Raw genomic sequence first — 13,626 nt, forward strand, 5'->3', positions numbered from 1 at the left:
GCATATGGATCAAACCCCACCTGAACAAACCCCACCTGAGCCAACTTCTCCTACCAAGCCCGGCCTAGTAGCGCGGCTACAAAATCTCAAGGGTTTATTTAGTTCTAATCCTGTACCCAGATTAAAAGAAGCCTTGCTAGAGAATTGGACAAATCTCAAAAGTCGCCCCAGACTCTACATTTCTGTTTTGGGTGGCATCGGGTTTTTGTTTTTGCTCATCATGGCACTTGTGGCGTTCAGTGTTATCCACCACAGAAACGAGCGTGCTGAAAAAATGGAGGAGGCGAGCAAATCAGCACCCCTAGAGAGATTGACCAAAATCGAACAAAATGAAGATTTTGTGTTAGAAAATCTCCCCACCCCCAAGGCAAGTGCCTCCAGAATCCCTTTGAGCAATGAAGAAAAGATCAATGAGCTGATTAAAAAGGCGGACTTGCTCTACAATCAAGGGCAAGTAGAGGAATCCTTGCAAATCTTCCACTACATCGCCCAAATGTCCTCCAGTATTGCCAACCACAACTTGGGCGTAATCCAAATGCGCCAGCAAAATTATACAGAGGCTTTACGCTCCTTTGATCGTGCCATTGCAGCCAAAAAAAATACCAGTGTGAGTTCCATTGATGCGATGGTGGCTGCTTTTTATCTGAACAACATGGACCTTTATACCCGCTATCTCAAACTCACCATGCAAAATCTCCACCAGCTAGAAAAACAACCCATCTACTCCTATGTTTATGCGCTAGGGCTTTACTATGGTGGGCACTACTTTGAAGCCCTAAGTGCACTAACTAACCCCAATTCGGATTTATTTAGAGATGCTAGAGAACGGCTAAGTGCCAAGATGTTTTTACTCTTTGGCGATGCAGATCGCGCCATCTATCATTTAGAGCCCATTGCCAATGCCAAAGACTTTAAATCTTTGGGGTTGCTCTATGCACGCACGGGGAATTACTCCCAAGCCCTAGAGTATTTGCACCGCTATAATAGTAATTACCCCCAAGATATGGAAGCCTTGTTGGCCATGCAGATCATTGCGCTTAAAATTGGGGATTTACCTGTAGCCAGTAGCATGTTAGATTTGTTGCTCCATGGAATCAAAAAAGACAGGCAAAAAGAAAAAATCTTGAGTGATACCTACCCCATAGAGCCTATTTTGAACCCACATTTTTTTGACATCAACATGATTAGACGCGACTTTTGGCAGACTAATTTTAGGGGGAGTATTGGTTTGCCCGTGGTGCATATTTTGTTTTACTATGCGCCCTTCAAGCTAGTCGAATCCAAAAAGGCTTTGGGATCGATTCAAGAGGGAGTCTTTTTTGTGGATACCACAGGCAAGCAAGATTTTGATAAGGCGATTACACTATTGCAAAAGGGCAAGAATATTGGGATAGCCGATCAACACACCATCAATGGTCTTAGAAACTTGAGTAAATGGCATTTGCGCGCCGCTCTTCATGATTTTAAACAAGCCTTAGAAGCCAATCCTAATAGTGCCACTAGTCACTACAATATTGGGCTTATCTACGCCCAACTAGAAGATTATCATAATGCGAGCTTCCACTTTAAAAAAGCCTATTACCTAGATAATGCTAATGTCTTGGGGGGGATTTTTGCCGTCTTGGCAGCCAAGCTTGCCTATGAAGATCCAGCTGTCTTTTTGCAACAACTCACCAAAGACTTCCAAACCCTCAATTTTCACGACTCGATCCAACACGATTTTTTAAGCTCCTTTATTGGGTATTTAAATGGGGTGAATAACGATGATCTCTCTTGGATCAGCAAGGCGCATAAGCCCATGCCCATTTACTATGCGCTCAACATTGCTTATGCCAACAAGGCACAAGACAAGCAACGCCTAGTGGATAGTTTTGTAGCCCTTAAAAAAATGTACCCTAATAATATGCTCACCAATATTTTTTATGAAATGATGCTCAAATACCGCGCAGATATCAAACAAATGTTAGGGGTCTATGCTTTCTTAACAAGCAAAAAAGTCAATTTAGAAGAACTCTTCCATGGCCCTTTATTGGCGCGCAAAATGTTTATTTACATGGGCTTTATCACGGGGCTTTTAAGCTATGAGGAGGATTTATTGACTGCCCGCTTGAGCGTCTCTCAAGATCAGAATTTGAGCATAGATTTGATGCGCATGTTAGCCCTGACGAGTATTTTCCAAAAGAAATACCAAAAGGCAGCTAGTATTTTGAATTATTTAATCGATAGTCTGGATGAAAAGAGCGTAGAACCCCTAGCTTTAGCCAGCTTGGCAAATATGGCTTTGGGGCGTTTTGGCGATGCCGCGCTGTATTTGGAGCTTGCCAAAACCAAGTATCCCGGGAATTATGATGTGCGCTATGGTTTGGGCTTGCTCTACCAGCGCGCCGGGAATTTAGAAGCCAGTTTGAATAGCTTTAGAGGCATTAAAAGCCCCAATTTCCACTCTCTCTATTTTGATTTCCAAATCAAAGCCCCCACCAATCAAGAGGATTTCCCATGAGTATTAAAAACTTGCTAGCCGATTTGAACCCCGAGCAAAAAAAAGCGGTGTTGCATGTGGAGGGTCCACTCTTAGTGCTAGCTGGTGCAGGTAGTGGCAAGACCAAAACCTTGACCACGCGCCTAACTTATTTGTTAGCCAAAGTGGGGATTCCCGCACAAAATACACTCACTTTAACCTTCACCAATAAAGCCGCACGGGAGATGTATCAACGGGCGATGTCCATGTTGCAAACCTGCCAGATCAAAACCTCTCAGCCCATGCTTTGCACTTTCCATCGGTTTGGACTCTTGTTTTTAAAACAGCACATGCACTTGTTAAATCGCGAGGCTAATTTTAAGATCATCAAACCTGAAGAGGCTCTTAGCTTGGTTAGACCCCAATTTTTACAGCTTAAAGGCAACTCTAAATTGGAGGATCGTGCCTTTTTGGGGCATTTGCTTAAAATGATCTTCCAGATCAAAAACCACCTCATTGCTTTGCAGGATTGCTACTCGCATGTCCAATCTGCCTTTGAGATTTATACACAGACCCTAGAAAAAGAAAATTGGGTCGATTTTGATGACCTACTAGCCCTGCCCTATGCCATCTTGCAACACACGCCCAGTCTAGCTTATGAAGTGAGCCAGCACTACCAACATCTCATGGTAGATGAATACCAAGACACCAATCCCCTACAATTTAAGTTACTCCAGTTACTCTGCAGTGCGCACGATAATTTATGTGTGGTGGGCGATGATGATCAAAGCATCTATGGCTTTAGAGGGGCAGATATTAGCAATATCTTAAACTTCCCCGATCACTTTAAGAGCGCACGCGTGATCAAGCTAGAGCAAAATTACCGCTCCTCTAAAAGCATTCTAGCCTGTGCTAATGAGCTCATCGGGCATAACCAGCACCGGCATGGCAAGACTCTTTTTAGCCACAAGCGCAAGAACAAACACCAGCATTTAGAAGTCCTGTGTTTTAGCGATGCTAGCAAAGAAAATGATTTTATCACGCAAAAAGTGCTGGAGTGTCTCCAAAGGGGCGTGCCCCATAGCGAGATTGCCATTCTCTACCGCCTCAACTATTTAGCCAAGAGTGTTGAAGAGGGTTTAAAGTTTGCCCGTATCCCTTACCAGATTATTGGCACTACGGGCTTTTATGAGTACGCTGAGATTAAAGACATACTGGCTTACTTGCGCGCCATTGCCAATCCCCATGACGATGCCAGCGTGTTGCGAATCATCAATAAGCCTGCTAGAGGGATCAGCAAGGATAGTGTGGAGATATTGATTGGCACCACCAAACCACAGAGTCTATCCATCTACCAAGCCCTAGAACAAGGGTTTTTAGTCCATGCCCTCTCTAGCAAGGTGCTTAAAGCCGTGAAAAACTTCTACCAGTTGCTCCTGGATTTAAAGACCCAAGTTCAGAGCATCCAAACCTATGCAGATGCCCAAGTATTTGCCACCACCCTTTTTAAACGCACCCAAATTCAAAGCACTTTAAAAGACAATATAGAGGAACGCCTAGAAAATCTAGAGGAATTTAAGGGCATGTTACTCTCTTACTTCCAAGATGATCCCAAGCCCAGTTTGCAAGATTTTTTAGATCAAAGCATTTTGGAAGCCCCCACCCCCACCAACCAAGAGGCAATCAAGTGCATGAGCGTGCATGCCTCTAAGGGCCTGGAGTTCCGTGTCGTCTTTATTGTGGGCTTTGAGGAAAGGTTTTTCCCCTATGCTAATGCCAACTTAGAAGAGGAGCGGCGTTTAGGCTATGTGGCGATTACACGCGCTAAAGAGGAGCTGTATATTTGTTGCGTGCAGGAGCGTGTGTATTTTGGGCAGATACACGAATACCTCAAACCCTCTTGTTTCTTACAAGAGGCTAAGTTACTAACATCCCCACAATGGCAAGTGGGCGATCGGGTCTTCCACCCGCATTTTGGGGTGGGGTCTATCCAAGAAATCGTACGCGAGCAAGAACAAGTTTTGGTGCGCTTTGGTTCTAAAGACTATTGGTTGGTGCTCTCTATCTTAGAAAAAGCCGAGGATGACCATGTTTAAAAAATTTTTTGCGTTTCTTTATTTGGTTACTATTCTTGGCGCGCAAGAAAACCCTCTAGAGGCTATCAAACAAGAGATCAGCCAAGCTTACAGCCAGTTTTACCACAATTACACCTTTAGCGTGCGGGGCGTGGAGGCGCAAATAGCAGGTGGGAATATCGCCGATCTTACAAATCCAGAACCCGTAATCAACTGGCGTAACCAGCAATTTTTGCGTAAAGATGGCTTGGTGAGCGTGGGGCAGAGGGGGCATCAGGTGTGGATCAAATACCAAGTTTTAGCCGACATCCAAGTCTATAAGAGCAAAACCATGCTCAAAAAAGATCAAAACCTAGATGCAACTAACACTTACGCTAAAAACGTGCCTTTTGAATATTTTAATGCCCTGCCCATTGATCGCTCTTATATTGGTAATGCTAGTGCGCGTAGTTTTTTAGGGGCTAATACCACGTTGAGCGTGGATAAAGTGGGACCACGCATTTTAATCTACAAACATGAAATCTTTAGCGCGACCCTCAAAGAGGGACCCATTTCCTTAGAAACCTCCTTGCAAGCCCTAGAAAATGGTGTGTTAAATCAAGTGATCCAAGCCTTGAATATCCGCAGCAAAAGAGTGGTGCAGGTTAAGATTACGGGCTTATTAAAAGGAGAAGTGTTGTGAAGTTGGCTGTGGGTATTAGTGGGGCTAGCGGGGTAGAATTGGCTCTGCGTTTTATGGAGAATCTACCCGCTTGCATAGAAGTTTTTGTGATTTTAAGCCCCCATGCCAAACAGGTCGCGCGCCAAGAAATGGGCTTGGATTTAAAGCAAGCCCTTTTGGACTTGCCAAGAGTGCCTCGTATTTTCCAGCACCACCAAATTGACGCGCCCCTAGCCTCAGGCAGTTTTGGCTTGCATGCTTTAGCCATTATCCCGGCTAGTTTGAATATCATTGCCAAGATCGCGCATGGCATTTGTGATGACCTACTAAGCCGTTGTGCGGCTGTGGTGCTCAAGGAGCAACAAAAACTTTTGTTAGCCCCTAGGGAATTGCCTCTAAATAGCATCGCTCTTAATAATTTATTGATCCTAGCCAAAGAGCGCGCCATCATCGCCCCACCCATGCTGACCTACTATACCAAGCCCAAGGATTTAAAAAGCATGGAGTTGTTTTTGGTGGGTAAGTGGCTCGATGCGCTGGGCATTGCCAACGATCTTTATAGCAGGTGGGGCGGGTGAAGTTAGCCATTTATCCGGGCACCTTTGATCCGATCACTAACGGGCACTTGGACATTATCCAAAGGAGTAGCGATCTTTTTGAGCGCGTGATCGTAGCGGTGGCTAAGTCGCGTGCCAAAAACCCCATGTTTGCGCTAGCCGATCGCTTGCAAATGGTGCAACTAGCCACCATGCCTTTAAAAAACGTGGCATGTGTGGCTTTTGAGGGGCTCTTGGCTAATTTGGCTAAAGAGCATGGCTGTAAATTTATCATCAGGGGGCTTAGGGCACTGAGTGATTTTGAATTTGAATTCCAAATGGGCTATGCCAACAAGTCTTTAAACCCCAATTTGGAGACTCTCTATTTTATGCCGGCTTTGCAAAATGCCTTTATTAGTTCCTCTGTGGTGCGCAGTATCCTAACCCACCATGGACAAATCCAGCACCTCGTGCCCCCCAGCGTGCTTGGTTTTATTTTGGAAAAATGCCATGTTGATTGCACTTGAAGGCGTGGATGCTAGCGGAAAAAGCACGCAAATAGCACTCCTCAAGCAACAATTCCCAAGCGCCCTTTTTACCAAAGAGCCGGGAGGAACGCCCTTAGGGCAGGCTCTAAGAGAAATGCTTTTGCACCAAGCTCTCCCGCCACAAACCCAATTCCTATTATTTTTAGCCGATCGGGCTTTGCATGTGGAACAAGTGCTCAAACCAAACGCCCACCAGCTCATTTTTAGCGATCGCTCTCTCATCTCAGGACTAGCTTATGCCCCCTATAGCTTAGAACACGCCCTAGAGTTGCACCGCCAACACGGGTTATTAGAGATTGTGCCTGACATGGTTTTTTTCTTGCGCTTGGATCACGCCACTCTAGAGCAGAGATGGCAAGCTAAAATGCAGAACATGGATACAATCGAAGCCTTGGGGGTGGAATTTTTAGAGCGCACCCAAGATCGCTTGGAGAGGGCATGCCAAATCTTGGGGTTAAAAACCCATGTCATTGATGGGGCACAGAGCCCCCAGCACATCTCTAGCCAAATATCAAAATTAACATCTAGGGATATGCACATTCAACGCCAAACCTCCTAAGGAAGTTTCGCGGTATTTGACATCAATGGATTTGCCCACTTGATACATGGTTAAGATCACCTCATCTAGGCTGACCTTAGCTTGGTAGCCATCCTCAAGAGCTAGGCGCGCGGATGCGACTGCTTTGATGGAGCCCACCACATTACGCTCAATACAAGGGATTTGTACCAATCCCCCCACCGGATCACAGGTCAAGCCCAAATGGTGTTCCATAGCAATCTCGGCTGCGCTTAAAACTTGGCGCACACTGCCACCCAGCACAAAGGCAAACCCGGCAGCTGCCATTGAAGAAGCCGCCCCCACCTCTGCTTGGCACCCTGCCTCTGCCCCACTGATCGACCCATTTTTTTTATATAAATAACCAATGGCACTGCATGTGAGCAAGAAATCCACGATTGCCTCTGGGCTTAGGGGCTTGATATGGTTTTGGCAATAGAGCAACACGGCTGGGACAACCCCACAAGCCCCATTGGTGGGTGCGGTTACAACCTTGTTTCCGCTGGCATTCTCTTCGCTCACCGCACGCGCATATAGGGTGATGTAATCCACTAAAGCTAGCGGGTCTTTGCCCTCTTGAGGGTTTTTGGCCAAGCGTTCTTGGATGGAGGGGGCGAGGCGATCCATGCCAATACAGCCCGGCAGGCGTTTCTCTTGGGCTTGGATGCCATGTTTGTAGCACGCCAACATTGCTTGATAAACTTCCAAGCAATACGAATCAGCATACCCCTCTCCAAATAGCGCATTTTCATGTTGGCGCACAATGTTAGCGATCGAGGTTTGTTGCTCTTGGCACATTTGAGCCAACTCTTTGGCACTATCAAAATCAAAGGGGGTGTACTTGCTGGGCGTGGTGCTGGATTTCTTGGCTTGTAATTCTTCTTGGGTGTAGATGAACCCCCCACCGGTAGAATAATAAACCTCTTGAATCAAAATCTCGTCTTGATGATCCCATGCCTGCACCACCATGCCATTTTCATGCAAATTTAGTGCTTGCGAATCAAAGATAATATCTTGTTGCAAGTCAAAGGGTAATTCCTTGGTTTGGGCAAATAAAATGCGCTTTTCTTGGATTACTTTTTGGATAATCGCCTGCCTTTGCTCTACGCTCACTTCCCTAGCACTAATCCCACTCAAACCCACCACGCATGCTAAATCTGTCAAATGCCCCTTACCCGTTAGGGCTAAAGAGCCATGCAAGATCACACACACCCGCGCCATTTGTTCCAAGAGCCCTTGATGATAAACAAGCCCACAAAAACGCACACAGGCATCCATAGGACCGATGGTGTGCGAGGAACTAGGTCCAATGCCAATTTTAAAAATCGCACTCATAGATTGGCTATAAATTTCTTGTTGGGTTTTAGGAATTTGTGTCATTAGTTTTCCTTGCTCATTTTGATCGATCTTACAAAAACCCTACAATAGCATTCAAAACGGTGAGCACACCGGTTAAGAAAATAAACCCATCTGCCCAAGGGCTCCTAAACTCTTTCATGGAGGGCAATAAATACATCGCCACAATGGGCAAAATAAAAGTGATCGTGGCTAGAGCTGGTCCGCCCAAACTTTCAATAAAGCCCAAGATACTTGGGTTGTAATAGGAGACAGCGATGATGCTGATCCACAAAAAGAGCGTGATCCAAACATCAATTTGTTTATGCCTCTTGGTGTTGAGCTTATCCTTAGTGAAAATTTGCACCACCAAGCCCTTTAAGCCTTCTTTAGCCCCATAATAATGCCCAAAAAAGGAGGTGGTGATCGCTAAAAAAGCTACAAGGGGACCGGCGTAGCCAATAATGGGGCTACCTAGAGTGTTAGCAAAATAGCTTAAGATGGGGATATTTTGTTCTCTAGCCTTATCAAAGTCGCTAGGCTCTAGGCACAAAATACAAGAAAAAACAAAAAACATCACGAAAAAGAGGAGCAAAGAAGTGTTGAGCAATTCGATTTGGTTGGTTTTAAAATGTTTGAGCGCGCCATAACGCTTTTCGATGGCTTGGGCAAATGTGGAGATGATCGCGCTATGGTTAAAAGAAAAAACGAGCACGGGCAAGGTGAACCAAAGTGCGGCAAAGAAACCCGCAAAAGTGGGGATTTCTGTAATCATAGCGGTCTTCCAGTAAGGAATCAAATAAAGTGAAAAGACTAGTAAGATCAAGGCTAGAGGATAGACCAAAGCATTAGCGATTCGCGTAACCACCGTGGTGTTAAAGATCATCACAAAAATCATGCCCGTAATCAAATGTTCAGCCAAAAAAAAGCGGTTGTGTTCAAAATAATGCAAGCCTAATTGGTGCACAAAAAAGGACTCGGCGGTGTTGGTGATCCCCACACCATAAGCCAGGCAAATGGGGTAGAGCGCAAACACATACATGAGGGTGATCACAAAGCCCGCCTTTCTGCCCAAGCGGGTAGCAGCATGGGTGATATCCTCATTGCCTATCGCATTCACAAAGCGCGCCAACGCCCGATGGCTAAGCCAAGTCATTGGAAAGCTCAAGATTGCCATCACCACCACAGGCCAAAAGCCATGTGTGCCCGCTTTAATGGGTAGAAACAAAATCCCCGCTCCAATGGCGGTGCCAAACATCGACCACATCCAGCGGATGTCAAAGAGATTGAGCTTGTGGTGCTGGTGTTCCATAACAAGATTCCTTTAAAAAATGAAAGAGACTCTTGTATGCTAACTAAAATTATTTAATTACTTTGTGAATTGCTCTTTGGACTGGAGAATCGGGGCTTGGATGTTTAGTATTGTAACTGAAGTTTAGGGCACTTGGGCTAGGGCTTGGTGGATTTTTATCATGTCTTGGTGGGGGGCAATGTCATGCACACGCAAAATGCTAGCCCCATGCTGGAGAGCAACAAGGTGCAGGGCTAGAGTGCCGGCTAGGCGATCTTCAACCTCCCGCCCACACACCTCCCCAATGCATTTTTTACGGCTAGCCCCAATGAGCAAGGGATAGCCAAAGTGTAAAAAATGCTCCAAATGCTGGATGAGGGCGAGATTTTCTGGAGTGTTTTTATGAAAGCCCAAGCCCACATCTAAGATAATATCCTCTATGCCATGTTCTAGCAAAAGAGCGATTTGGGTTTCAAAAAAAACTTCTATCTCAGCGATTAGATGGGTGTTTTGATCAAAGCGTGCCATGTCCATCGGCACGCCTTGAGAGTGCATGATAATGGCTCGGGCCTTGTAGGTTTGTGCTAACTTACGCATTTCTTGATCTCTAAAGCCATTGACATCATTGAGCACGCTAAAGCCATGTTCGAGCGCAAAGGCAGCACTTTGGGGGTTATAAGTGTCAATGCTAAATTTAGCTTGTGGGTAAAGCTTTTGATTTTTGATCTCTAGGCACACCTCTTTTAAACGCGCGATTTCCTCTTGAGAATCAATGCGTGCACTAAAGGGTCTAGAACTAGCTGCCCCAATGTCAATGTATTCTACGCCTTGCTCCAAATACAGCTGGATTTTTTCTAGGGCTTGCTTGGTGTTGTGGCGGCTATGGGGGTAAAAACTATCAGGGGTGAGATTGATCACGCCCATCAGTGTCGGTTTGGGGCGGGTGGGGTGTAGGTGGCTTTGTAAATTCTTGGCTAGTTTTTTAAGCCCAAAATCTTGGGTTTGGCACTTTTGGCATAATTTTTGGAGCTGATCCAAAGTGCCGACCAACAAACAATCATAGGTTTTGGCACGGGCCAAAATGCAATCTTTGGGGGTGGCAAGCTCTGCACCCACACGCAAAGCCTCTTGTTTTAAAATGAGTGTTGCGCTTAAAGGGAGGGCGGTGATTTTAAAGGCTAAAAGTTGCGCCTTTTTTGCCATGATTTTTTGCCCGGCTGGGTGGGGGGCGATGCGCTCTAGGGCTAGGGGAAAACTTGTGGGGTGGATGCGTTCTAAAAACATGGATTGTCTCTAGCTTGGAGCACCATTAATAATAGAGGCAAGAGATTATGACTAGGGCGCATGTAGAGCAAGTTAGCTTGCATAGCTTGCTGGAAATGATCTAACATAGATGCCTCTAGGGGGATTTTTGCCTCTTGCAGAGCATATAAAAGAGATTGGATTAATTGTGCGCCTTGCTCAATACTTAGGCTTCGCCCCTCTAACTCTTTGAGGTAGGCATAAATATCTTGGAGCGTGCAAGTGGCTAGGTTGAGCTTAAAGGGTTCTTTGGTAATCTGTGTGCGCTTATCTTGACAGATTAAGCGCGAGAGCATGGTGGGCAACAGCGCATGTTTGTGCTTGGCGATCACAATAAAACGGGTGTTGGCTGGGGGTTCCTCTAAGATTTTGAGCAGGGCATTTTGGGCAAAGATATTAAAATGGTGTGCAGCGATGATAAAGATTTTGGGTCCAGCATAACTTAAAACACAGCGATTCTTGATTTCTTGGGCATGCTCTATTTTAAGCTCCTCTTCTGCCACCATATCAATCAGAGGGCGCATGCCTTGTAATTCCTCTTGTAGTCTCTCTTGGCAGTGCAGGGCCTCTTGGTGGGGTGTGTGGCTTAAAATCAGCATGCTAGTCTTCAAAGTTCTAGCCTCCCGAGTAAAACATCAAATAAGAGGTTTTCGAAAATTTGGTAGAGTTGGAGCAATTTGAAATCCAGCATGGGATCAAGGGAGTGCAAACTGATGGCTTCTTTATGGGGGGTGTCTAAAATCCACAAAAAGTGCTGATCTAGACTTAAGGCGAGCTGGGCTAGGGGCGTGTGGGCTAGACCCACATACCAGAGGGCGCAACTTTGGTAGCTCAAATTGAGCATGTGGGCGATAAGAGCTAGAGAGGAATCGTCCTTGGTGTTTAAAAAGCCCTCAAAAGCACTGGGGGTATCAAAAATGGGGACAAGGGGGCGCAATTTGTGGCGGTTAAGATGGCTTAACACATAAATTTTAAACCATGTGCGCTCCAAGTCCGCACCGATGAGCAAACACCCCCCCTGTGCTAAGTGCTGGGTTGTAGCAACAAAGCGGGTCCAATCTACACGCTCCAACCAGTCCAGCGGATAGCTAAGATCGTTTTTAGTTTTTTGGAGCCACTTGGCAAACGCAATCACAATTCTAATTTGAAAGCGGCATGCAAGGTTTTAAGCGCGAGTTCAGCCAACCCAACATCCACCACCACTGAGATTTTGATCTCGCTGGTGCTGATCATCAAAATATTGATATTTTCTCTAGCGAGGGCTTTAAACGCTGCACTGGCAATACCAGAATGGGAGCGCATGCCCACCCCTACCACAGAAACCTTAGCCACTTGGCGATCGCACTCCACTGAGCCAATATCACGCACATTTTTGAGCACCTGCTGGCAAACTTCTAAATCCTCTTCAGGGAGCGTAAAATTGATATTGGTTTTACCATTTTTGCCAATGGTTTGCACGATCATATCAATGTTGAGGTTAGCCTCTGCCAAGAGTCCAAAAATTTCGCCGGCTATGCCCGGATAATCGCATGCATCAATGATATTCACGCGGGCTTGGTTTTTATCTAGGGCAATGCCACTCACAATGGGTTTTTCCAAAATTTGCTCCTCAGAAGTGATGCGCGTGCCTTCATTGTGGCTAAAAGAGTTACGCGTAATCAGGGGGATATTGTATTTTTTAGCCAACTCCACAGAGCGGTTAAAAAGCACCTTAGCCCCCATAGAGGCTAACTCTAGCATTTCATCGTAACTAATTTCATCAATTTTTCTAGCCTCTGGCACCAAGCGTGGGTCGGTGGTGTAAATCCCATCCACATCGGTATAAATCTCGCACAAATGTGCCCGCAAGGCCCCAGCCAACGCCACCGCACTCAAATCGCTCCCCCCACGCCCCAAAGTGGTGATTTCTCCATTGGCACTCACCCCTTGAAACCCCGCAACAACCACCACAAAATTTTGTGCCAAGAGGTCTTTAATCTTGGTCGGGTCGATTTGTAAGATTTGCGCGCGGGTGTAGTGGGCGTCTGTTACAATCCCCGCTTCTCTCCCGCTTAAAGAGCATGCTTTTTGCCCCAAGGATTCTAGGGCGATGGCTAGCAAAGCACTAGCGATACTCTCGCCACTACTGAGCAAGCGATCCAACTCGCGTCGATTGGGCTTGTTAGAAAAATGGTGCGCTAAATCTAAAAACTCATCGGTACTATCCCCCATCGCTGAGACCACAACGACCATATCCTCAAAGATTTTTTTACTCTCTATGATACGTTGAGCCACCGCTTGAATGCGCACACACCCCCCCATGCTTGTCCCCCCAAATTTTTGCACGACCAGCACCTATAAATACCCCTCTCTTCTAAAATAGCCGATTACCTGCTTATAGACTTGGCGTTTGAAATGCACCACTTTGTGGAACAATTCATGAGGATTGACAAACTCATAGCGATCAAACTCGGGGACAGCTGTTTCAATATTAATGAGGGTATTATTTTTTAAACGCACCAAAAAATATTTCTGCTTTTGCCCATCAAAGGGATAAAGTTTCTTGGGCATGGTGGGCGGGAAGTCATAGGTGATCCATTTAGGATACTCGGCAATCACTTCCACCGCATCCGTGCCAATCTCCTCCAACAATTCCCGATACAGAGCCCTCAAGGGCGTTTCCCCTTGATCGATCCCGCCTTGTGGGAACTGCCATGCCCCTTGAATATCAATGCGCTGGGCAATAAAAAACTCACAATCCCTAGGATAGTGAGACGAAAGCACGACAGCGGCAACATTAGGGCGGTAACTTTTCTTAGTCTCCATGCGCTATCCTTTCTCTTTTGATAAGAGATTATTATAACACACGCAACTAAAACACGCTT

The 13,626-nt window shown here is 45.8% G+C and carries 13 protein-coding genes; 6 read left to right on the forward strand and 7 right to left on the reverse strand.

From position 1 onward, the window contains the following. The first annotated feature begins 4 nt into the window (after positions 1-4). The 6 genes from EAO36_RS04520 to tmk are packed head-to-tail and all read left to right on the forward strand — an operon-like array spanning position 5 to position 6,837. Complete coding sequence (locus EAO36_RS04520) at positions 5-2,500, forward strand: tetratricopeptide repeat protein (protein WP_120948158.1); 2,496 nt, start codon at positions 5-7, stop codon at positions 2,498-2,500. Next, positions 2,497-4,554, forward strand: a complete 2,058-nt coding sequence (locus EAO36_RS04525) for an ATP-dependent helicase (protein ID WP_120948159.1) — start codon at positions 2,497-2,499, stop codon at positions 4,552-4,554. Before EAO36_RS04520 ends, EAO36_RS04525 begins: the two co-directional genes overlap by 4 nt. Next, the gene (gene flgA, locus EAO36_RS04530) at positions 4,547-5,215 is read left to right on the forward strand and encodes a flagellar basal body P-ring formation chaperone FlgA (RefSeq protein ID WP_120955767.1); all 669 of its coding nucleotides are present in this window, start codon (positions 4,547-4,549) and stop codon (positions 5,213-5,215) included. Before EAO36_RS04525 ends, flgA begins: the two co-directional genes overlap by 8 nt. Next, positions 5,212-5,772, forward strand: coding sequence for a UbiX family flavin prenyltransferase (locus tag EAO36_RS04535; protein ID WP_120948161.1), 561 nt, complete (start codon positions 5,212-5,214; stop codon positions 5,770-5,772). The genes flgA and EAO36_RS04535 overlap by 4 nt, the downstream gene beginning before the upstream one ends. Next, on the forward strand, positions 5,769-6,257 hold the full coding sequence (gene coaD, locus EAO36_RS04540; RefSeq protein ID WP_120948162.1) for a pantetheine-phosphate adenylyltransferase: 489 nt from the start codon (positions 5,769-5,771) through the stop codon (positions 6,255-6,257). Before EAO36_RS04535 ends, coaD begins: the two co-directional genes overlap by 4 nt. Next, complete coding sequence (gene tmk, locus EAO36_RS04545; protein ID WP_120948163.1) at positions 6,241-6,837, forward strand: dTMP kinase; 597 nt, start codon at positions 6,241-6,243, stop codon at positions 6,835-6,837. Before coaD ends, tmk begins: the two co-directional genes overlap by 17 nt. Here tmk and EAO36_RS04550 read toward each other — a convergent pair. From EAO36_RS04550 to EAO36_RS04580, 7 genes are all read right to left on the reverse strand, one after another. Continuing rightward, on the reverse strand, positions 6,796-8,184 hold the full coding sequence (locus EAO36_RS04550) for an L-serine ammonia-lyase (RefSeq protein WP_185962946.1): 1,389 nt from the start codon (positions 8,182-8,184) through the stop codon (positions 6,796-6,798). The genes tmk and EAO36_RS04550 overlap by 42 nt on opposite strands. A gap of 58 nt (positions 8,185-8,242) precedes the next feature. Next, positions 8,243-9,481 carry an aromatic amino acid transport family protein gene (locus tag EAO36_RS04555; RefSeq protein ID WP_120948165.1) on the reverse strand — a complete coding sequence of 413 codons (1,239 nt, stop codon included), beginning with the start codon at positions 9,479-9,481 and terminating at the stop codon, positions 8,243-8,245. A 123-nt stretch (positions 9,482-9,604) separates the two neighbouring features. Next, positions 9,605-10,744 carry a dihydropteroate synthase gene (gene folP, locus EAO36_RS04560; RefSeq protein ID WP_120948166.1) on the reverse strand — a complete coding sequence of 380 codons (1,140 nt, stop codon included), beginning with the start codon at positions 10,742-10,744 and terminating at the stop codon, positions 9,605-9,607. Beyond that, positions 10,735-11,373 carry a DNA polymerase III subunit delta' gene (locus tag EAO36_RS04565; RefSeq protein WP_120948167.1) on the reverse strand — a complete coding sequence of 213 codons (639 nt, stop codon included), beginning with the start codon at positions 11,371-11,373 and terminating at the stop codon, positions 10,735-10,737. The genes folP and EAO36_RS04565 overlap by 10 nt, the downstream gene beginning before the upstream one ends. Next, positions 11,370-11,897, reverse strand: coding sequence for a HobA family DNA replication regulator (locus tag EAO36_RS04570; protein ID WP_120948168.1), 528 nt, complete (start codon positions 11,895-11,897; stop codon positions 11,370-11,372). Before EAO36_RS04570 ends, EAO36_RS04565 begins: the two co-directional genes overlap by 4 nt. Continuing rightward, entirely contained in the window at positions 11,894-13,096 is a 1,203-nt protein-coding gene (locus tag EAO36_RS04575; protein WP_120948169.1) for an aspartate kinase, read from the reverse strand. Before EAO36_RS04575 ends, EAO36_RS04570 begins: the two co-directional genes overlap by 4 nt. Further along, entirely contained in the window at positions 13,097-13,567 is a 471-nt protein-coding gene (locus EAO36_RS04580; RefSeq protein WP_120948170.1) for an RNA pyrophosphohydrolase, read from the reverse strand. It lies immediately after the preceding gene. Positions 13,568-13,626 lie beyond the last annotated feature (59 nt).

It is taken from the genome of Helicobacter mehlei, assembly GCF_003660265.1.
Taxonomy (GTDB): Bacteria; Campylobacterota; Campylobacteria; order Campylobacterales; family Helicobacteraceae; genus Helicobacter; species Helicobacter mehlei.